This is a genomic window from Kitasatospora sp. NPDC051705, assembly GCF_044453265.1.
In the GTDB taxonomy this organism is placed as follows: Bacteria; Actinomycetota; Actinomycetes; order Streptomycetales; family Streptomycetaceae; genus Kitasatospora.
In genome coordinates, this window is sequence record NZ_JBITCO010000004.1 from 86,949 (window position 1) to 106,355 (window position 19,407).

The 19,407-nt window shown below is 73.8% G+C and carries 17 protein-coding genes and 1 tRNA gene; 10 read left to right on the forward strand and 8 right to left on the reverse strand.

The genetic code is table 11. The features are described 5' to 3' along the window. Positions 1-327 precede the first annotated feature (327 nt). The 4 genes from ACIA8Q_RS06970 (at position 328) to mscL (ending at position 3,273) form a co-directional block, all read left to right on the forward strand. Complete coding sequence (locus tag ACIA8Q_RS06970; RefSeq protein WP_360213565.1) at positions 328-1,692, forward strand: MFS transporter; 1,365 nt, start codon at positions 328-330, stop codon at positions 1,690-1,692. A gap of 157 nt (positions 1,693-1,849) precedes the next feature. Beyond that, the gene (locus ACIA8Q_RS06975) at positions 1,850-2,179 is read left to right on the forward strand and encodes an FmdB family zinc ribbon protein (RefSeq protein ID WP_360213563.1); all 330 of its coding nucleotides are present in this window, start codon (positions 1,850-1,852) and stop codon (positions 2,177-2,179) included. 371 nt (positions 2,180-2,550) lie between these two features. Further along, the gene (locus ACIA8Q_RS06980; RefSeq protein WP_360213561.1) at positions 2,551-2,823 is read left to right on the forward strand and encodes a hypothetical protein; all 273 of its coding nucleotides are present in this window, start codon (positions 2,551-2,553) and stop codon (positions 2,821-2,823) included. A gap of 30 nt (positions 2,824-2,853) precedes the next feature. Next, positions 2,854-3,273, forward strand: a complete 420-nt coding sequence (gene mscL / locus ACIA8Q_RS06985) for a large conductance mechanosensitive channel protein MscL (protein WP_360213559.1) — start codon at positions 2,854-2,856, stop codon at positions 3,271-3,273. A gap of 89 nt (positions 3,274-3,362) precedes the next feature. On the opposite strand, the gene ACIA8Q_RS06990 is transcribed toward mscL, so the two are convergent. Both ACIA8Q_RS06990 and ACIA8Q_RS06995 read right to left on the reverse strand, forming a co-directional pair. Beyond that, positions 3,363-3,584: a hypothetical protein gene (locus ACIA8Q_RS06990; RefSeq protein ID WP_360213557.1), complete on the reverse strand. Its 222-nt coding sequence runs from the start codon at positions 3,582-3,584 to the stop codon at positions 3,363-3,365. A 188-nt stretch (positions 3,585-3,772) separates the two neighbouring features. Beyond that, entirely contained in the window at positions 3,773-4,744 is a 972-nt protein-coding gene (locus tag ACIA8Q_RS06995) for a sigma-70 family RNA polymerase sigma factor (protein ID WP_360213555.1), read from the reverse strand. A 424-nt stretch (positions 4,745-5,168) separates the two neighbouring features. Between ACIA8Q_RS06995 and ACIA8Q_RS07000 the strand changes: the two genes are divergently transcribed. Beyond that, complete coding sequence (locus ACIA8Q_RS07000) at positions 5,169-5,978, forward strand: phosphatase PAP2 family protein (RefSeq protein WP_360213553.1); 810 nt, start codon at positions 5,169-5,171, stop codon at positions 5,976-5,978. A 244-nt stretch (positions 5,979-6,222) separates the two neighbouring features. Next, positions 6,223-7,107, forward strand: a complete 885-nt coding sequence (locus tag ACIA8Q_RS07005; protein WP_396316861.1) for a carbon-nitrogen hydrolase family protein — start codon at positions 6,223-6,225, stop codon at positions 7,105-7,107. Between the two features lie 136 nt (positions 7,108-7,243). On the opposite strand, the gene ACIA8Q_RS07010 is transcribed toward ACIA8Q_RS07005, so the two are convergent. The 4 genes from ACIA8Q_RS07010 to ACIA8Q_RS07025 form a co-directional block, all read right to left on the reverse strand. Continuing rightward, positions 7,244-7,316, reverse strand: a tRNA-Arg gene (locus tag ACIA8Q_RS07010). Positions 7,317-7,545: 229 nt separating this feature from the next. Next, positions 7,546-8,832, reverse strand: a complete 1,287-nt coding sequence (locus ACIA8Q_RS07015) for a transglycosylase family protein (protein ID WP_396316862.1) — start codon at positions 8,830-8,832, stop codon at positions 7,546-7,548. A 202-nt stretch (positions 8,833-9,034) separates the two neighbouring features. Beyond that, the gene (locus tag ACIA8Q_RS07020; protein WP_360213547.1) at positions 9,035-10,480 is read right to left on the reverse strand and encodes a hypothetical protein; all 1,446 of its coding nucleotides are present in this window, start codon (positions 10,478-10,480) and stop codon (positions 9,035-9,037) included. Positions 10,481-10,901: 421 nt separating this feature from the next. After that, positions 10,902-11,039, reverse strand: a complete 138-nt coding sequence (locus ACIA8Q_RS07025) for a hypothetical protein (protein ID WP_360213545.1) — start codon at positions 11,037-11,039, stop codon at positions 10,902-10,904. Positions 11,040-11,412: 373 nt separating this feature from the next. On the opposite strand from ACIA8Q_RS07025, the gene ACIA8Q_RS07030 reads away from it, so the two are divergent. Beyond that, entirely contained in the window at positions 11,413-12,945 is a 1,533-nt protein-coding gene (locus ACIA8Q_RS07030; protein WP_360213543.1) for a glycosyltransferase family 39 protein, read from the forward strand. A 175-nt stretch (positions 12,946-13,120) separates the two neighbouring features. On the opposite strand, the gene ACIA8Q_RS07035 is transcribed toward ACIA8Q_RS07030, so the two are convergent. After that, positions 13,121-15,433, reverse strand: coding sequence for a serine hydrolase (locus ACIA8Q_RS07035; RefSeq protein ID WP_360213541.1), 2,313 nt, complete (start codon positions 15,431-15,433; stop codon positions 13,121-13,123). Positions 15,434-15,731: 298 nt separating this feature from the next. Here ACIA8Q_RS07035 and ACIA8Q_RS07040 point away from each other — a divergent pair, with 298 nt between their 5' ends. From ACIA8Q_RS07040 to ACIA8Q_RS07050, 3 genes are all read left to right on the forward strand, one after another. Beyond that, positions 15,732-16,472, forward strand: coding sequence for a GPP34 family phosphoprotein (locus ACIA8Q_RS07040; RefSeq protein ID WP_360213539.1), 741 nt, complete (start codon positions 15,732-15,734; stop codon positions 16,470-16,472). A gap of 601 nt (positions 16,473-17,073) precedes the next feature. Continuing rightward, complete coding sequence (locus ACIA8Q_RS07045; RefSeq protein WP_360213537.1) at positions 17,074-17,934, forward strand: helix-turn-helix transcriptional regulator; 861 nt, start codon at positions 17,074-17,076, stop codon at positions 17,932-17,934. Then, entirely contained in the window at positions 17,934-18,140 is a 207-nt protein-coding gene (locus ACIA8Q_RS07050; protein WP_360213535.1) for a DUF397 domain-containing protein, read from the forward strand. Before ACIA8Q_RS07045 ends, ACIA8Q_RS07050 begins: the two co-directional genes overlap by 1 nt. A gap of 129 nt (positions 18,141-18,269) precedes the next feature. On the opposite strand, the gene ACIA8Q_RS07055 is transcribed toward ACIA8Q_RS07050, so the two are convergent. Continuing rightward, positions 18,270-19,385: an ADP-ribosylglycohydrolase family protein gene (locus tag ACIA8Q_RS07055; protein ID WP_360213533.1), complete on the reverse strand. Its 1,116-nt coding sequence runs from the start codon at positions 19,383-19,385 to the stop codon at positions 18,270-18,272. Between the last annotated feature and the right edge of the window lie 22 nt (positions 19,386-19,407).

Below are 19,407 nucleotides of genomic sequence, written 5' to 3' on the forward strand. Positions count from 1 at the left end.
GTGGCGGCGGCGGGCGGCGGCGGGTTGAGGGTGGCTTTCAAGGCTTAACGCGCCGTTCACCTTCAATAGGCAGGACAGTTTTGGATTTGCCCTGTAGTGTGGTGGCCAGCGCGACATCTACGCGCGTATATGTATGATGGGTACACCACACCCAGCATCTGCCTGACGCAGAGTTGGCGCGACCGCTCGGCGGCCGCGGTCCGGCCCCGGCCCACACGCCGGACCGGCCCGGTATCTACCCCGGTCGACGCGCGAGAGGACGACTCTCGGCGCCGTCGGGGCCACACCATGCCCTGCCGCGCTACCAGGCAGCAGGAAGGACCGACCGTGACGGCCCGCCGAACGGTCGACAACGCCGAGGACGCCGGCGCCACCAGCGCGCCCGCCCGCGTCGGCTACGGGGCGCTGCTCCGCACGCCCGGCGCCTGGACGTTCCTGGTGCCCGCGTTCGTCGCGCGGCTGCCCTACGCGATGCTCAGCATGGGCATCCTGCTGCTCGTCAAGGACACCCACGGCTCCTACGGCACCGCCGGCACCGTGACCGCCGTCGCCGCCGTCTCGCAGGCCCTGATCGGCCCGCAGACCGGCCGCCTCGCGGACCGGTACGGACAGGCCACCGTGCTCGTCCCCACCGTCCTGGTGCACGCCCTGTCGGTCGGCGTGCTGATCGCCCTCGCGCTCGGGCACGCCCCGGCCTGGACCCTGTTCCTGGCCGCCGTCCCGGCCGGTGCGAGCGTGCCGCAGATCGGCGCCATGGTCCGCGCCCGCTGGGTCGCCACCTTCGGCGCCGAGGGCGCGTCCGCCACCTCCGCCGCCAAGGTGAGCACCGCGTTCGCCTTCGAGTCCGTGACGGACGAGTTCACCTTCGTGGTCGGCCCGATCGTGGCAGCCAAGATCGCCACCTCGGTCAACCCCTCCGCCAGCCTGATCGCCGAGGCCGCGCTGACCCTCGTCGGCGGCCTGGTCTTCGCCACCCAGCGGCGCACCGCGCCCGCCCGGATCACGCCGCGCCCCGGCGCCCGGCGCGCCTCCGCCCTCTCCTCGCCCGGCGTCCGGCTGCTGGCCGGCGTCACCCTCGGGGTCGGCGCCGTCTTCGGCGGCATGCAGGTCTCGGTGAACGCCTTCGCCGACTCGGTCGGCCAGCACGACGCCTCCGGCACCGTGTACGGGATCTTCGCCGGCGGCTCGATGGTGGCCGGCGTGCTCTACGGCGTGATCGCCTGGCGGCACGCGGTGCAGCAGCGGATGATCGCCAGCTACGCGCTGCTGGTCCTGGGCTGCTCGACGCTGTGGGCCATGCCCAACCTGGTCGCGCTCTCCGTCGCCGGGCTGGTCTGCGGCCTGGCCATCGCACCGACCCTGATCAGCGGCTACACCCTGGTCGAGACGCTGGTCGAGGACGGCGCCAAGACCGAGGCCTTCACCTGGCTGACCGGCGCCATCGGCCTCGGCCTGGCGGTCGGCTCGATGGTGGCCGGCCAGCTGATCGACGCCAACGGGCCGTCCGCGGGCTTCCTGGTGCCGGTGATCGGCGCCGGCCTCGGCCTGGTCGCGCTGGTCGCGCTGCGACACCTGCTGGTCGCGCCCGGCGGCGCGGTCGGCGCCGGCGGTGCGGACGGGGCGACCGCGGCGGACGCGGCCCCGTCGGAGCACGCCGCGGCGCGGCAGCTGGTGGGTGCGGCCAAGGGCTGAGCCGGTACCCGCGGTCCGCGCCGGACCACCACCCCGGAACGGCGCGGGCGTTCAACCCGGCTCATCTCACACCGGAGTCGCTGGACTGATCCCGCGGAATGCCGCATCATTGACCATCGTTAGCACTCATCAGGCGAGAGTGCCAGGAGGAAGACAAGTGCCCACGTACCAGTACCAGTGCACCGAGTGCGGCAACGGCCTGGAGGCGGTGCAGAAGTTCACCGACGAGGCGCTGACCACGTGCCCCGACTGCCAGGGACGACTGCGCAAGGTCTTCTCGGCCGTGGGCGTCGTGTTCAAGGGCTCGGGCTTCTACCGCACCGACAGCCGCTCGTCCTCCAGCAGCTCGGTGGGCTCCGGCGGCTCGGCGTCGACCGGCTCGTCCTCGACGTCCTCGAACGGCTCGTCCTCGACCTCGACGTCCTCCTCGACGTCCTCCGCTTCGAGCTCCTCGAGCGCTTCGAGCCCGGCTCCGGCCGCGAGCTGATCACGGCGCCGGCCCGGCCGGCACCGTCGACGACACGGGACAGGCCCGTCACCCCCGCTCCGCGCGGGGGCGGCGGGCCTTCTCGTCGTTCCCGGGCGTCGTTCCGGGCCTCCTTCGTCGTTCCGGGCCCTTCTGGTGGTCCCAGGCCCTTCTCGTGGTTCCAGGCCCTTCTGGTGGCCCCGGACCGGCCCGGTCGTCAATCCGGCCGGCCGTACTCACTCCTGCGGGTGTACGGATTCGTCCACAGGGGCCGGGTTGTCCACAGGCTGCGGATAACGGCTTCCCGCGGCGGCGCCGGGCGCCCATCGTGTGGGTCAGCAGAACGCGGCCGGCCCGGCAGGGGCCGGCGCCCTACGACCCCGGTGGTGCCGATGTCCTCCCCGATCCTCTCGATCCCGCTGCCCGCGCCCACCGTCCCGCCCCGGCAGGAGGTGCCCCGGTTCCCGCCGATCCGGCGCGGCGCCGGCCGGTGGCACCGCTGGCGGCACGTCGTACGGCGGCGGGCCGGGGTGCCCGCGGCGGTGCTGCTCGCCGTGGCCGCGGCACTCGCGGTCGGGCCCGCCCGGGCCGGGCTGCCGCCCCCTCCGGGCGGCGCGGTGGGCCGGACGGGTTGTCAATCCGGAGCACTGGAAGATCACCCGTAACCGGGCGACGACTTCGTCGTTCACGGCGGCATGAAAGGCTTCAAGGAATTCCTGCTGCGCGGGAACGTCGTCGAACTCGCCGTCGCCGTCGTCATCGGCGCGGCCTTCACCAACATCGTCAACGCCTTCGTCAAGGGCGTGATCAACCCGATCGTCGGCGTGTTCGGGGCCAAGGACCTGGCGTCCTACAGCTCCTGCCTCAAGGGCCCCTGCGAGGTGAGCCCCACCGGCGAGGTCGTGTCCGGGATCTTCATCCTGTGGGGATCGGTGCTCAGCGCCGTCCTGCAGTTCATGATCACCGCGGCCGTCGTCTACTTCTGCCTGATCGTCCCCATGAACCGGTTCACCGCGCGGCGCAAGACCCTCGCCGAGTCCACCGCGGAGGCCGAGGCCAAGGAGGTGCTGCTGCTCACCGAGATCCGCGACGCGCTGGTCACCGCCCGGAGCTGACGGGCCGCACCACCCGCCCGGCCCCCGTCCGCGCCACGTCCGTTCCCGTCCCGTCCGTTCCCGTCCCCTTCGGCGCCGCTCGGCGCCGTTCAGTCCCCGTGGTGCGGCGGGCGCTGGTTCAGGTACCAGTCCAGCCCCCGCCCACCGCTCTCCCCCGCCCCGGGGCGGTCGCCCCAGCCGGCGTCGGTGTCGTCGCTCGACTGCTGGTCCAGCGGGTCACGGAAGACCAGCCGGGCCTTGGCCGCGGCCGGCTGCTCCTCGCGCTTCCGCTGGCCCCGGTCCTGCTCCTGCTCCTGCTCCTGCTCTTCCACCCTGCTCACTCCGCTGCTCGCCCGGATCGTTCCGCCCTCAAGCCTAGGCTCCGCGAACCGCGGGCCCCGGTGCGGAGTTCTCCGCACCGGGGCCCGGGAGGCCGGTCCGGTCGCGTGCCACGGCCGGGCGGCTCGCTCGGACCGGTGGGCCGGGTCGGTCGGCCAAGCCGCTCGGTCAGGCCGCTCGGTCAGGCCGCTTCGAAGCCCGCGTGGTCCGCGATCTTCTTCAGCTCGGCCAGCGCGTGCTTCTCGATCTGGCGGATCCGCTCGCGGGTGAGGCCGTGCTGCTTGCCCACCTCGGTGAGGGTGCGCTCGCGGCCGTCCTCCATCCCGTAGCGGGAGCGGATGATCGAGGCCGTGCGGTCGTCCAGCCGCCCGATCAGGTCGTCCAGCTCCTCGCGGCGCAGCATGACCATCACGGCGTCCTCGGGGGACGTCGCCCCGGTGTCCTCGACCAGGTCGCCGAACTGGGTCTCGCCCTCGTCGTCGACCGACATGTTGAGGCTGACCGGGTCACGGGCCCAGTCGAGCACGTCCTTGATCCGGGCCTCGGTGGTGTCCAGCTCGGCCGCGATCTCCGCCGGGTCGGCCTCGCGGCCCAGCTCCTTGGACTTCTCGCGCTGCACCCGGCGGATCCGCCCGAGCTCCTCGACCAGGTGCACGGGCAGCCGGATGGTGCGGGACTGGTCGGCGATCGAGCGGGTGATCGCCTGCCGGATCCACCAGGTGGCATAGGTGGAGAACTTGAAACCCTTGGCGTAGTCGAACTTCTCGACGGCGCGCACCAGGCCGGCGTTGCCCTCCTGGATGAGGTCCAGCAGCGGCAGGCCGCTGCGCGGGTACCGGCGGGCGACCGCCACGACGAGTCGGAGGTTGGAGCGGATGAAGACGTCCTTGGCGCGCTCCGCGTCCTCGGCTATCACCTCCAGCTCCTCGCGCGAGACGCCGTCGGGCAACCCGCCCTCGTCCAGCAGGTGCTGGGCGTACACGCCGGCCTCGATCCGCAGCGAGAGCTCGACCTCCTCGGCGGCATCGAGCAGGGGCGTCCTGGCGATCTCGTCGAGGTACATGCCGACCAGGTCACGGTCGGCCTCGAGGTTGGTCGGGCGGGCCGCGCGAGTCCGGTCGGCCCTGTCGCGAACGACGGCACGGGTGGCCATGCTTGCTCCCTTTGCTGGAATTGCCGAGCTCTGCCTGCCTGCCCCGAGAGGGCAAGAAGTGCGGGCCCCGCGGGGCTCACACGTAACGATCCAACGAACAGATTCCGGACAACATTCCCAAGTCACTCAGATTCTTCCGCGCCATGCAGTATCCTGCCGGTTTTCACCCCGGTTCTGGACGCTGGGTGACCGGCCGGGCACCTCCGGTGCCGATTCTGCGACCGCTTCCGAGCGGGTCGCTCACGCCCCGTGCACACGACCACCGCCCTACAGGGTGAACCGGCGGACGGGCACGGTCGTTCCCCGCGCCCCCGGCGATCACCCGCGCTCACACCCCGGCGCACGCAGGTTCTCCGCACAAACGATGCCGAATCGCTATCACTCCACGTCCCGATCGACCCGGGACACTGGGAAGGTGTCAGCCATGCACCTGACCAACAGCGCGACCTCAGTCACTGCGCGTCACCGCCGCCTGCTGCGGGACTCGGCGCTCGCAGTGGGCTGCGCCGCGCTGTTCGGCCTGCTGACCGTCCTGGTGACCGGGCACTGGCACCCCCTTGAACAGCTCGACCAGAGCTGGATCGACGAACTGCACATCTTCGCCAGGGAGCACCGGATCTGGACCGCCTCGGTGCAGACGCTCTCCGACATCGGCGGCACGATCACGATGCGTGCCCTCCTGGGGATCGCGGCCGCCTGGCTCTGGCTGATCGGCGCCCGGGTGCTGGCCGGCTGGGTGGCCGCCCAGACCCTGGTCGGCTGGGGCGCCCTGTGGGCACTGAAGCTGGCCGTCGACCGCAGACGGCCGTCCTTCGGGGACCCGGTCTCGCACGCCGGCGGCCCGGCCTTCCCCTCCGGGCACGCCATGGCCTCGGCGATCACCTGCGCGGTGCTGGTCGGCCTGGTCTGGTACCGGGTCCACCGCCGGGGCCGGACCGCCGCCTGCACGGTGGCCGCGGTCAGCGTGCTGACCATCGGGTGGACGAGGATCGCCCTCGGGGTGCACTGGCCGAGCGACGTGGTTGCCGGCTGGCTGGCTGCCGGGATCGTGCTGGGCGCCGTGACCGCCCTCGTCGAACTGTGGCGCCCGGGCGCGCTGGCCCGGGACGTCCGGCGGGTCAACTGGCGCACCAGGCCCCGGGTCCAGCGGATCATCGTGCCGTCCGTCCGGCCGCCGCGCGGAGCCGAACCGCAGGGCGACCCGGCGGACCACCCCGACGAGGCCGTCCGCTGACGCACCCGCCCGGGCGAAGCCGCTGACGCCCGGCCGCTGAGCACACGTCACGGTGTGCGGGTGGTGGTGCCGCTACCCCGGCGTCACCCGCGCACGCCGGCCGCCCACCGCCCGCCACCGATCCCCAACCGGGCCACCGGCCCGCCCCCTCGCCGGCCCACCCCGCCACCACCGCGCCGACCCGCCGGCACACGCGGGCACCTCGTCCGGAATCCGGACGCCACCGTCCGCTAGCGTGACGGTCATGAACGCCGCGCCCGCCGCCCCCGCCAGCCACCCCACCGAGGGCGGGTACCCGGAGCGGCCGCTGCGGATCGCCACCGTCCAGGCCCGGGCCGTGGCCGGCGACATCGCCGCCAACGCCGCCCAGGCGGCCGAGTTGATCCGCGAGGCCGCCCGGGCCGGCGCCCGCCTGGTGCTGTTCGCCGAGAAGTTCCTCGCCGGCTACGAGATCGGGCTGATCACCTCGGACCCGCTCACCCACGCCGTCCAGCCCGCCGACCCGCGGCTCGCGCCGGTCGCCGACGCCTGCCGCGCGACGGGCACCGCCGCGATCGTCGGCGCCGCCGTGCAGGACGGTGCCGACCTGCGCATCTCCGCCCTCGTCATCGGCCCGGACGGCGGCTTCGTCACCCGCTACGACAAGCAGTTCCTGTTCAAGGCCGAGCGCGACCACTTCCGCCCCGGGACGACCGGCTGCACGCTGGAGCTGGACGGCTGGCGGCTCGGCCTCGGCGTCTGCTACGACTCGGGCTTCCCCGAGCACGCCCGCGCCGCGGCCCTGGACGGCTGCCACGCCTACCTGGTGGGCGCCCTGTTCAGCGTGGGCCACGGCCACCACGAGTCCCGCACCTGGTTCCCCGCCCGCGCGCTCGACAACACGCTCTACACCGTGCTCGCCAACCACATCGGCCACACCGGCGGTTGGCACACCTGCGGCGGCAGCGCGGTCTGGGCGCCGGACGGCCGACTGCTCGCCGAGGCGGGCGAGGACGGCCGCGAACTCGTCGTCGTCGACCTCGACCCCGTGGTGCTGCGGACCGTCCGGGAGACCGAGACGCTGCTGGCCGACCTCGCCCTGGCCGGCGGACGCCCCGCCGCAGCGCGCAACCGCTACACCCTGGCCTGAACCGTCCGCCGGACCGGACAGGCACGGCACGGCTGGGGCACGGCTGGGGCACGACACGGCGGGGGCACGGAACGGCGAAGGCCCAGGTCCGAGGGGATTCACCCTCCGGCCTGGGCCTTTTCTGCGTCCTGCGTCGTGCCCCAGACAGGAATCGAACCTGCGACACCGGCTTTAGGAGAGCCGTGCTCTATCCCCTGAGCTACTGAGGCGGGATCCGCCGGGGAGCGGCTGTGTCCCGTTGGCGGATCCTTGGCGGCCGGCCCGAGGGCAAGCCGTCACGGGGCCAGTGTAGCGGGTCGGGCGACGGCCGGGCGGCGGGTACGTGATCTTGCGCTCGGCGGTCCGGGCGTGCCACCGGCCGCGGCGGCCCGGGCGGGTCGCCGCGGCCGGTGGCCGCCGCGGTCTGCGGTCGTACCCGACGGGCCACCGCGGGGCGGGTCAGCCCCGGGAGACGACCATCTGGGCCCCGCCGTCCGACATGCCGGCGATGGAGACCTTCTGCCCGGCGAAGGCGGTGTTCCACCAGCCCTGCCAAGTACCGGAGGCGTAGCGGGCGTTGTGGTAGACCTTGCCGTCGTTGCCGACCGCGATCAGCTGGGTGTCACCGCTCGGCATGCCGCTGATCGCGAAGCTGGAGGCCTGGAAGCCCGCCGCGCCGCCGAAGCCGTCCACGGCGCCCCAGCCCTGCCAGGAGCCGCTCGCGAGGCGGATGTTGTGGTAGAGCTTGCCGTCGCTGCCGGAGGCCAGCAGCTGCGCGTCACCGTTGGGCAGGCCGGCTATCGCGACGTCCTTCGCCTGGAAGGTGTCCGCTCCGAAGCCGGCGACGGCGTTCCAGCCCTGCCAGGAGCCGCTCACGGAACGGACGTTGTGGTAGACGTTGCCGTCGTAGCCGACGATCAGCACCTGCATGCTGCCGTCCGGCAGGCTGGCGGCCGCGATCTTCTGGGCGCCCCAGTCGCCGACCTGCGCCCAGCCCTGCCAGCTGCCGGAGGCGTAGCGGGCGTTGTGGTAGATCTTCCCGTCCTTGCCGATGGCCATCAGCTGGCTGTCGCCGTTCGACATGCCGACGATCGCCTCGCCCTGGGCGGCGAACCGCGCGGCGCCCGCGTAGCCGTCCACCGGCGCCCAGCCCGTCCAGGAGCCGTTCGTGTAGCGGGCGGTGTGGTACAGGTTCCCGTCCGCGCCGGTGGCCAGCGTCTGGGTCGACCCGTCCGGCGTGGCCGCGATGGCGTCCTGGGTGCCGTTGAAGAAGGCGGCGCCGCCGTAGCCGTTCAGCGGGCTGAAGGACGTCCAGTTGCCGTCCGCGAGGCGGGTCGCGTGGTACAGGTCGCCGGCCTTGCTGACGGGGGTGGTCGGCCCCGGGTACGGGTCGGCGTGGTCGCTGCCCAGGCCCGCGTTGCAGCTCGGCCAGGCGCCGGTGCCCTGGCCGGCCAGGATCCGCTCCGCCGTCATGATCTGCTGCTGCTTGGTGGCCTGGTGCGGCAGCGGTGCGTACTGGGTTCCGCCGAAGGCCTCCCAGGTGCTCTTGGTGATCTGCAGGCCGCCGTAGAACTGCCAACCGGCCTTGTAGTAGCTCCAGTTTCCGCTGCTCTCGCACTGTGCGACGCGGTCCCAGGTGGCCACCGAGGCGGCCTGGGCGGAGCCGGTGGCGACCGTGGAGAGGGTCAGGGCGGCCAGCGCGGTGAGGGTGAGCGCGGCTGCGCGGCGGCGGGGTGCGCGGGACATCGGGTCCTCTTTCTCGGAGGGGGACGGCTCGCGCGGGACGGAGCCGGGGGCGGGCGGAGCGGCGGGGCCTGAGCGGCGGCGTCGCGCGGCGGGGCGTGAGCGGCGGCGAGCGGCGCGACGGTGAGCGTGGGCGGCGGGGTGCCGGCCCACCGCGGGTGAGCGGCGGCGGTGGGCCGGCGGGTGGGTCCGGCGGGCGGGACGGTCAGTTGTAGGTGCCGCCGATGGAGACGGCGTAGTGGTTGCCGCTGACGCCGTTCAGCTGGATCGGGGCCGCCGGGTCCCAGCTGCCGGCACCGTCCCGGATGGTGTGCATGATCCGGTCGTCGTTGGTGATGAAGACGGCCTGGAACTCTCCGTCGACGTTGGCGGCGCTGACCCGGTTGGCGGTGAACGAGCCGATCACGGGGGCGAGCTCGGCGAACTGCTGCCAGCTGCCGTTGCCGTAGCGGACGCCGTGGAACTGCCGGCCGTCGTTGGTCACCACGACGATCTGCGCGTCGGCACCGGTGCCGGCGACGGCGACGTCCTGGGCGGGGCCGATGTTCCCGGCGGCGTCGTAGGCGTTGCCCCAGCCCGACCAGTTCCCGTCGACGGCGCGCACGGTGTGGAGGACGGTGCCGTCCGAGACGGCCACGACCTGGAGTACGCCGTTGACGCTCGCCGCCGAGGCGCTGGTCACGGGGCCGCCCGCCGGGGTGATGTCGCCGAAGTGCATCCAGGTGCCGTTGGCGAGGCGCGCCGTGTGGAAGAGCCTGCCGTTGGCGACCGCGAGGACGTGCAGGTCGCCGCCGATCGAGACCGCCGAGACCTTGGTGACGCTGCCGAGCTGGTTGGTCTGCGGGCCGATGTCGCTGAAGCGGTCCCAGGAGCCGCCGGAGTGGCGGATGGTGTGGTAGATGTTCCCGTCGCCGCCGACGGCGAGCACGTGGGTGTCCCCGTTGATGCCGGCGTCCGCGATGGACTGGACGCCGCCGATGTCGCCGGCCGCGCTCTCGACGTTGCCGAAGCCGGTCCACGTGCCGTTGGAGGAGCGGGTGCTGTGGAAGACGTTGCCGCCGCCGTTCACCACCACCTGGGCGCCCCAGCCCACGGCGTTCTGCTTGGGCGGCAGCGGGGCGCTGTCGACGGTGTTGTCGTAGCGGTACGGCATGTACCCGCCGGAGATCAGGTAGCTGCGCGAGTAGGTGGTCTTGCGCGCGGTCAGCCCGGGCTTCGGCTCCTCGTAGATGACGGCGGTGTTGTGGCTGCCGTCGGTCCAGCCGGCGAACAGCACGACGTGCGTGCTGATGTTGTCGATCATGTCGCCGGGCTTCAGGTCGTCGAGGCTCCCGAGCTTGGTGGACACGTCGTCGAGGGTGGAGGTGACCCGGCTGGATCCGAGGTGCCACGCCATCGAGACGAATCCGGAGCAGTCCTGCCGGTAGGAGCCGTTGCTGTCGCTGTGCCACAGGCTCTGGCTGTACGGCACGCCCTGGTCGACCCAGTTCTGGGCGCGGGCGATGATCTCGTCCCGGCTGATCGCGCCGTTGACCGAGGAGCTGCCCACGGCGTGCGCCTGGGTGGTCAGCGAGACGGTCGAGACGGCCGCGCCGAGGGCGAGGGCACCGGCCATGGCGACGTTGGCGAGCTTGGTGCGGTTCACGGGCATGACGGATCTCCAGAGGGAGCGGGGGGAGGCTGGTGACTGGGCCCGGCCTCGGTGGCGGTGGGGCCCGACGACGGAGGGCGACCGTGCGCGCGGCTTGCGGCGTGCGGTGCGCTGTGTGCGGGGCGTCCGGTCGGCCGGCCTGCGGGAACGGCCGACCGGTGACGCCGCGGAGCGGCGGTGCCGGGACTTCGGGGCGCGGCGGTGCCGGGAGACCGGCGTGCGGCGCCCGGGTGCGGACCCGGGGGACGGCTGCCCTGCAGGAGCAGCCGGTCGGGTCGGGTCCGGACGGGTTCCGGGGGTCCGGGGCTTCCGGATCGTGCGGCGAGGCGGTGCGGCGGGGTGGTGCGGCCCTACGGCCTGCCGGCCGTCACGGCCCCTCGGGTCCTCCGGGGGCCCGGGGCTCCTGGGTCCTCGCGGACCGTCAGCCCCAGATCATGTCGCCGGCGACCACGGCGGTGGTCGGCGGGGCGGTCGCGGCCTGGGCGGCGACGGCGGTGCCGAGGGCGACGACGGTGAGGGTGGCGACCGCGGCGGCCTTGGCGATGACGGTGCGGAGCATGACGGTGTCCTCTTCTACGGGTGCGACGGCTGGGTGGGTCCGGTGGTCGCGTCCCGCGGTGACGGATCCTCCGGCGCCGTCCGGAGCGGTGCTCCCTGGCGGCGATCACTAGCTTCGTCGCAGCTCAGCGGCGGTGGAAGGGAATCCGGCTGGCCGGAAACGTCCCTGGACCGTTCCGGCCAGGGGTGCCCTGGAGTCGCCCTGCGCGTCCCGAGCGCGTCCGGTGCGCGCGCGGTCCGTGACGGCCCGGTCACCGGGCCGGCGCCGGCGCGGCCGTGAGCGCGGGTGCCGACGGGGCGTCAGGGCGGGTCAAGTAGCCTGCGGGAAAGTGTTCGATCCGCCGGCCCGCCGTACGAAGGAGACGAAGGACCCGATGAGACCTGCTGGGCGCCCGGTGGTCCGACTGCTGGGGCAGGTGTGGCTGTGGCCCGCGGTGGTCATGCTGGCGGTGGGCGGGTACCGGCTGGGGACGCCGGATCTGTGGCGGGACGAGATGGCGACCTGGACGGTGGCCACCCGGTCGCTGGGCGACCTGCTGCGGCTGCTCCAGCACATAGACGCCAGCAACGGCGCCTACTACCTGGTGATGCACGTCTGGACGGCGGTGTTCGGCGACTCGACGGTGGCGCTGCGGATGCCGTCCGTGCTGGCCATGGCCGGGGCGGCCGCGTTCGTGGCGCTGACCGCCGAGCGGATGTTCGGCAACCGGGTGGCGGCCGTCGGCGCCGGGCTGCTGTTCACGGTGCCGCCGGAGGTCTCCCGGTACGCGCAGGAGGCCCGCGCCTACGCGTTGGTGACCTGCGCGATCGCGGCGGCCACCTGGTTCCTGCTGCGGGCCCTGGAGCAGCCGACCTGGCGCCGCTGGGCGCCGTACTGCGTGGCGATGGCGCTGGCCGGAGCCGGCCACCTGATCTCGTTCAGCACGGTGGCCGGCCAGGCCGCGCTGGTGCTGCTGCACCTGTGGCGCACCCGCGGGTCGGTGGACCGGCGGCTGCTGTGGCGGTACCCGCTGGCGGTGCTGGTGGCCACCCTGCCGGTGCTGCCGGTGGTGCTGCTGGGCAGCCGGCAGTCGGACCGGCAGTTGGGCTGGATCGAGAAGCCGTCGGCGGGCGGCCTGCTGCACTTCGGCGAGCACCTGTTCGGCTCGCACCTGGTGTTCTACGCCTTCGCGGTGCTGGCGCTGCCCGCGCTGCTGCTGCCCGGCCGGCGGGTGCAGGCCTGGCAGGCGCTGCTGCTCGCGGAGCTGCCGGTGGTGGGCGTGTGGGTGGTGTCGCAGGGCGACACCTCGTACTTCATCGAGCGGTACCTGCTCTTCACGATGCCGGCCTGGGCGGTGCTGGCCGGTGGCGGGGTCGGCGCGGCGTACGGCTTCGCGACGGGCCTGGCCGGGCGCTTGCGCCTCCGCTCGGGGGCCCGGGTGGCTGCGGGGGCGCTGGCCGTGGGAATGCTGGCCGTCCCGGCCGCGGCGGCGCTGCCGAAGCAGCCCGCGGTGCGCTACGTGGGCTCGCACAACGGCTCGGAGGAGCCGTTCCGGGCGGCCGCCGCGGTGATCGCGGCCGGCTACCGCGCCGGGGACGGCATGGCGGCCCCGCTGGGCGACCAGTCCTGGGCGATGGTCTGGCCGGGGGTGAGCTACTACCTCCCGTCGGACGTGCACCCGTACCCGGTGTTCGTCGCGCAGAGCGCCGACGACGCGGAGGACCTGTCGCCCGCGGTCTGCGACCTGCCGGCCTCCTGCCTGGGGCAGGGCGCGCGGATCTGGCTGCTGGTGCTCGGCGACACCCGGGATCCGCTCACGGCCGTCCCGGACGACGAGGCGCAGGCGCTGCGGGCCCGGTACGGCACACCGGACCAGGTGACGCCGGTCGGCGGGTTCACCGTCGCGCTGCTCGACCGCGACAGCTAGCGCGTGTCTTTCGGATCACGCCATAGCGCGCCGGGCCTGCGCCACGCCGGGACGTCCGGCGCGACGGGCCGCGGCCGTGTGGAGACGCCCGAGGGGGAGCCGGACCGACCGGCTCCTCCTCGGGCGTCTCGTGGGCCCCGGACCGCCGCGCGGGGCGCGGCCCGGAGCGGGCGGCTCAGAGCACGCGGACGAGCCTGGACTGGATGGACGGCGGGTTGAGGTCCGTCTGGAGGGCCACCGGGACCTCCACCCGGTCGTCGCCGGCGCCGACCCGCAGCGTGCCGACCTGCTGGCCGGCCTTGGCGGTGTGGCCGACCTTGCCGGTGTCCAGGGTGACCGTGCCGGTGACGCCGGGGAAGCCGGCCACCACGAGGTCCTTGGTCGCGACGACCGGGACCTTGCCGCCGAGGCCGTCGTCCACCGTGCCGACGACGTCGCCCTTCTTCACCACGGTCTGGCCGGTCAGCCCGGTCTGCGCGGCCTGGATCTGCTTGCCGCTGACCTTCAGCACGGTGGGCAGGATGCCGTCGCCCGGAGCCGCGGAGGTGGCCGGCTGGCCGAGGGTGACGCCGAGGATCAGTCGCTTCACCCCGCCGACCTCCTTGTAGGCGGCCCACATCAGGCAGCCGCCGGCCGGGGTGCTGGACCCGGTCTTCACGCCGATGACACCGGTCTTCGGGTTGATCAGGTTGTTGGTGTTGTTGATCTTCTGGTTGCCGAAGGTGGTGTCCGGGGTGGACACGATCTGCCGGAAGATCTCGTCCTGCATGACCTGCTCGGCCAGCTTCAGCTGGTCCTTGGCGGTGGACTTGGTGTCCGCGTTGTAGCCCGCCGGGTCGGCGTAGGTGGTGTTGCCCATCCCGAACTTGGCCGCGGTGTCGTTCATCAGCTTGACGAACGCCTCCTCGGAGCCGGAGTGGAAGCGGGCGAGCAGCCGGGCCACGTTGTTGGCGGACGGCAGCATCAGCAGCTCCAGAGCCTGGTACTCGGTCAGCACCTGGCCCTCGGTCAGCGGCACCCGCGACTCGTCGAGGTTGCCGGACTCCTGCGCGGCCTGCTTGTCGACGGTGATCTTCGGGCCGCTCTCCCCCTTCTTCAGCGGGAACTTCTGCAGGACCAGGTAGGCGTTCATCACCTTGGTGACGCTGGCGATCGACGCCGGCGTCTCCTGACCGGAGCTGCCGAGGCTGCCGACGCCGACCACCTCGGCCGCGGACTGGCCCTTGGCGGGCCAGGCGAGGTCGAGCGGGTCGCCGGAGAAGCCGTAGCTGCCCGCGACGCTCATCCGGACCTTGGCGTCCGGCAGCGGGCGCAGCAGCTGGGCCACCACGACCGCGCCGAGCACGACGGCCAGGAAGACCGTCCAGATGGTCACCCGCTTGAGCGCGCGGCGCAGCGGCGAGACCGGGCGCGCGTTGAGGGTGGCCAGCACGTCCATCGCCTCGGCGGTGTTCTCCGGCGAGGGCAGCGGCTCCGGGGCGGGCAGCGGCTCGGGCCCCGGCAGCGGCGGGACGGGCGGCACCGGCTGCGGGTCGGGCCGGGGCAGCGGGCTCGGCGCCGGGGCGGGCCGGGGCGCGGGGGCGGGGGCCGGCTTCGGCAGCGGCTCCGGGGCCGGCTCGGGTTCCGGCAGGGGCTTGGGCGCCGGGTGCGGCTCGGGCTCCGGTTCGGGGACGGGGGCCGGCTCGGGCAGCGGGCCGGGCGCCGGGGGCTCGGGCACGGTGCCGGCCGAGGAGCCCGCGGCGCGCAGCGGCACGGGCTTCTCCGGCTCCTCGGCCCGGGCGGGCTCGGCGGGCTTGGCGGGCTTGGCGAGCCGCACCGGCCGGGCGGGCACCGCGCTCGGGGCGGGTCCGGCGGCCCGGTCGGCTTCGGGGGCCCCGGCGGATTCGGTCGCCGCGGCGGCCCCGTCGGTCTCGGCCTTCGGAGCGGCCGCGTCGGCCCCGTCGGCCTCGGCCGCCGTCGGCTCCGCGGCCCGGGTGGCCCCGGCGGGCGCGCCGGGGTTCGGCGTGTCGCCCTCCGCTCCGGCCTCCGCCGCGGACTCCGCGACCGGCTCCGCCGGCTTCGAAGCCGCCTTCGCGGGCTTCGTCGCGCCCGTCCGGATGGCGAGACGCGGGTCGGCGCCGGCCGGGCGCCCGGCCTTCTCCTCCGTGGCGCCCTCGGCCGACGCGTCGTCGGTCTCCCGGGCCCCGTCTCCGGAACTCCCGTCGTCCGAGGGCTCGGCCGGCTCCGGGGGCAGCCGCAGCGCGGTGGTCGCGTTGTCCACCGGGAGCCGCAGCATCGTGGTCCTGCTGTCCACATCCCGGACACGGAGCTGTACGGTCGAGCCGCGCTTGGCCCCCGCCCCGGGCGTGTCACCCGCCGCGGGGGCGGCCTCCCGGTCGGTGCTGCCGTCCGGGTCCGCACCGGTGCCGGCGGCCGCCCCGGCCCCCTCGCGTTCGCGCTCCTGCGCCCGCTCGCCGTCCCTCAGCACCCTGTCGGGGGACTCGCCCACGTATCCCAGCCTCCTCAACGCCCGGCGGGGCACCGGCAGACCCGATTTCGGGAAGCCGACGCCCCGCCCCGTGTACCTGTACAGTCTCCGCCACCGGCGGCCGATCCCGCCGCGCACACCCCGCCCGACCGGCCCTTATTGCCGCCGCACGGCCGTACCGCGGTCTGTTCACCGGTCAGACGCAGGGCCCGCCGTTCCCGGTTCCCCGCCTTCACCGCAAGGTCACGATTCGGAGGCGTACTCGACAAGCCCGTGTGAGAGGCGTCACCCTGTCTCTCATCCACGCGGGGAGGCTTGGATGGGCAAGAGCCGCAGAACTGTTCCCGAGGAACTCTTGCTGCTCGCTTTGGACCCGACCACGGGTACCACGGCGCAGCCGCAGACCCTCGACCTCGGACTCGCCGGGGCGCAGCTCGTCGAGCTGTCCCTGGCCGGACGGATCGTACCTGAGGGAGACCGGATCGCCGTCGTGCTCGCACGGCCGACCGGCGACCCGACGCTGGACCACGCACTGGAGCTGCTGCGCCGACGCGGCAGTCCGGTCCGTGCGGCGCACTGGATCGGCGGGCCCCGGCTGGGGCTGCGGCAGACGTACCTGGCGCACCTGGAGCGCTGCGGCATGGTCACGGCCGTGCCGGGCCAGGTGTGCGGGGTGCTGCCGACGACCCGTTACCAGGCGTCGGAGGACTGCACCAACGCCGCGATCAAGCAACGGCTGGACACCGCGATCCGGACCGGCGTGCCGCCGGACCCGCGGACGGCCGCGCTGGCCGCGCTGGCGCACTCGGTGGGCCTGGGCAAGCACCTGTACCCGGGCAACGAGGGCCGCTCGTCGCGGTCGCGGCTGCGCGACCTGATCCGGTACGACCCGCTGGGCGGTATGGTCGCGCACGCCGTGATGGACGTGCAGAACGGCCTGCCGGCTCAGCAGAACCGTTCGTCCCAGGGCTCCGCGACCGCCACCGGCCGCTCCACCGCCCGTGCGGCGGGCCGGGGCTCCGGCGGGCGGGTCGCCGCGTCCAGGGTCGGCGTCCGCTGAGCGGGTCCGCCGCCCCGGCGGGCGGCACGCGGCCCGGGGCGGTGACCGGTCCGGGCCCGGTGCGCGGCGGGCACCGTCCGCGGCGCACGCACCATCCGCAGGGCCCGCACCACACGCACGACACGCCCGGCCTCGCGCCCGGCGGCGCGTGCCACCGCGCACACGCCGCCCGACGGCGCTGAGCGACCCGACGCACCACCCGCACCACCCGCGCCACCAGAGAGCACGGAGGGGCGGTCGCCCCGCGACGGAAGTCGCGCGGTGACCGCCCCTCTGCCGTCCCCCGGCGAGCCCGCCACGGCCCGCACCGGGGGACGTCCGGCGGAGTCTGTCCTCGCATGTGCCACCGGCACGTGCACCGCCGGGGTAGACAAGTAGCAAGATGAGTCCGAGCCGTTGAGCCGCATTACCACGGGCCGGCCCTCGCCGTCTCACAGAAGTGCTTTTCCGACGATCTGTTCTACTGCGCTGCTGTGATTCCCCGGCGCCGACCTGGCCCAAGGTGACATGCTGCTCCGAGTCAGGGGGGTTGGTCCCAATGTCCGAAGTGTTCCGAGGGCTGCCGTTCCAACGATCACCAGAGGTCCGGCCGGAGGTCGACGTGTCCGCCAACATCAATCCCACCGTGCGCCGCCGACGTCTCGGCTCGGAACTGCGCAAGCTCCGCGAGGGGCTCGGGATGACCGCGGAGGAGGTGGCCGGCCGGCTGATGGTCTCCCAGTCGAAGATCAGCCGCCTGGAGAACGGCCGCCGCAGCATCAGCCAGCGGGACGTCCGCGACCTCTGCGACGTCTACCTCGTGAACGACGAACAGATGCGCTCCAGCCTGATGGAGATGGCCAAGGAGTCCCGCCAGCGCGGCTGGTGGCACGACTTCAACGACATGCCGACCCCGTACAGCGTCTACATCGGGCTGGAGGCCGAGGCCTCCTCGATCCGCGCCTACGAGTCCTCCTTCGTCCCCGGGCTGCTGCAGACCGAGCAGTACGCCCAGGCCGTCGTCGAGGGCACCCAGCCGGACACCGACGCGCTCGCCGTGCAGCGCAGGGTGCAGGTCCGGATGAAGCGCCAGGACCGCGTCCAGGGCGAGAACCAGCTGGGCAGCCTGTGGACCGTCATAGACGAGGCGGTGCTGCGGCGCGAGGTCGGCAGCCGCGAGGTGATGGCCCAGCAGCTCAAGCACATGATGGAGCTGAGCCAGCGTCCGAACATCACCATCCAGGTGATCCCGTTCTCGCACGGCGCCCATCCCGGCATGACCGGGACATTCTCCCTGCTCGAGTTCCCCGAGTCAGCCGATTCCACGGTTGTCTACTTCGAAGGGGTGACGAGCGATCTCTACCTGGAGAAGGAGGCCGACGTGCGCCGCTATACCGGTCTGTACGACTACCTGAGGGCGGCGGCGCTCGGCGTGGCGGAGAGCCGGTCACTGATAGCTGAGATTGAAGAGGGATACCACTGATGAGCACCTCCGAGCACGGAACCCGCTGGCGCAAGAGCAGTCACAGCGGCGGCAACGGCGCCTGTGTCGAGATCGCCACGCCGGCCGCGGGGGCGGTGGCGGTACGGGACTCGAAGGACCCTCAGGGACCACGTCTGCACTTCTCCACCGAGGCCTGGAACGCGTTCGCCAGCGCCGCGGCGGCGGGGGTGTTCGGCGGGTTCTGATCCGGCTCCGTGCTCGGCCCAGTTGCCCGTAGCGGTGCCCGTCGCCCGGCGGCGGCGGCCGACGCTACGGGCAACTGCCGTTCCCGGCGGCCCGCGACGCCCCACCGCGGGGCCGCATCCGACCCGGGGTCAGCGCACCACGGGGTACCGGACCGCCCAGGCCGAACCCTCCGGGCTCCGCGGGTCGTGCAGTTCGGCGCCGTGCATCAGTTCCAGCACGAAGTCGTCGGCGAGTTCGAGGATCGCGCCGCGGCCCTCCAGCCCGGCCACCAGCCCGGGCGGCAGCGCGGTGTCGCCGTGCAGCACTCCGAGCAGACTGCCGCAGACCGCCCCCGTGGAGTCGCTGTCCCCGGAGTGGTTGACGGCCAGCAGCAGGCCCGAGCGCACGTCGTGCGCGACCAGCGCGCAGTAGACCGCGATCGCCAGCGCCTCCTCGGCGACCCACCCCTCCCCCAGGGCCTCCACCCGGTCCGCGGACGGCTCGCCGGCCCGGACGGCGTCCAGCGCGGCCCGCAGCGCGGCGGTGGTCTCCTCGTGCGCCTGCCGCTCGGAGAGCAGGGCCAGCGCCAGGTGGACGCCCTCCTCCAGCGTGCCGCCGCGGGCGACGCTCTGGACGATCACCGCGAACGCGCCCGCCGCGAGGTAGCCGGTGGGGTGGCCGTGGGTGAGCACCGAGCACTCCACGGCGAGCTGGAACACCAGGCCGGGCTCCCAGGTGGTGAGCAGCCCGAACGGCGCCGCCCGGACCACCGTGCCGCAGGCCTTGGAGTGCGGGTTCTTGGGCCGCTCCACGGTGCCGAGGCGCTCGCCGTCGGGCCCGGTGAGGCCGGTCAGGCAGCCCTGACCGGGGGCGCGCCGGGCGTACAGCCACTCCTCGCGGCCGAGCCAGCCGAGGTCGGGGCGGCGCTCGTCGGGGCCCCAGTCGTGCTGGGTGGCGGCCCAGCGCAGGTAGGCCAGGTGCAGGTCGGTGGGCGGGTGCCAGCTGCCGGTGTCGCGGCGGATGTGGGCGCGGATCAGGCCGTCGACGGTGAACAGCGTGAGCTGGGTGTCGTCGGTGACGGCGCCGGTGCGCCCGTACGCGGGGACGTAGCCGGTGACGCCGGCGGCCCCGTACTGGGCGCGGATCTTCTCGAGCGGCTCGAACTCGACGCCGGCGCCGAGCGCGTCACCGATGGCGCCGCCGAGCAGACAGCCCCGCACCCGGCTGCGGAAGTCCTGCTGCTGGGCGCGTGACCACAGTGGCATCACGACGGGGCGCCTTTCCTCG

Bases quoted from the DNA above. Each gene is read 5' to 3' on its own strand.
- ACIA8Q_RS07020 (WP_360213547.1), bottom strand. From the start codon at position 10,480: ATGCCCGTGAACCGCACCAAGCTCGCCAACGTCGCCATGGCCGGTGCC.
- ACIA8Q_RS07025 (WP_360213545.1), bottom strand. From the start codon at position 11,039: ATGCTCCGCACCGTCATCGCCAAGGCCGCCGCGGTCGCCACCCTCACC.
- ACIA8Q_RS07030 (WP_360213543.1), top strand. From the start codon at position 11,413: ATGAGACCTGCTGGGCGCCCGGTGGTCCGACTGCTGGGGCAGGTGTGG.
- ACIA8Q_RS07000 (WP_360213553.1), top strand. From the start codon at position 5,169: ATGCACCTGACCAACAGCGCGACCTCAGTCACTGCGCGTCACCGCCGC.
- ACIA8Q_RS07015 (WP_396316862.1), bottom strand. From the start codon at position 8,832: ATGTCCCGCGCACCCCGCCGCCGCGCAGCCGCGCTCACCCTCACCGCG.
- ACIA8Q_RS07005 (WP_396316861.1), top strand. From the start codon at position 6,223: ATGAACGCCGCGCCCGCCGCCCCCGCCAGCCACCCCACCGAGGGCGGG.
- mscL (WP_360213559.1), top strand. From the start codon at position 2,854: ATGAAAGGCTTCAAGGAATTCCTGCTGCGCGGGAACGTCGTCGAACTC.
- ACIA8Q_RS07055 (WP_360213533.1), bottom strand. From the start codon at position 19,385: ATGCCACTGTGGTCACGCGCCCAGCAGCAGGACTTCCGCAGCCGGGTG.
- ACIA8Q_RS06980 (WP_360213561.1), top strand. From the start codon at position 2,551: ATGTCCTCCCCGATCCTCTCGATCCCGCTGCCCGCGCCCACCGTCCCG.
- ACIA8Q_RS06995 (WP_360213555.1), bottom strand. From the start codon at position 4,744: ATGGCCACCCGTGCCGTCGTTCGCGACAGGGCCGACCGGACTCGCGCG.
- ACIA8Q_RS07040 (WP_360213539.1), top strand. From the start codon at position 15,732: ATGGGCAAGAGCCGCAGAACTGTTCCCGAGGAACTCTTGCTGCTCGCT.
- ACIA8Q_RS07050 (WP_360213535.1), top strand. From the start codon at position 17,934: ATGAGCACCTCCGAGCACGGAACCCGCTGGCGCAAGAGCAGTCACAGC.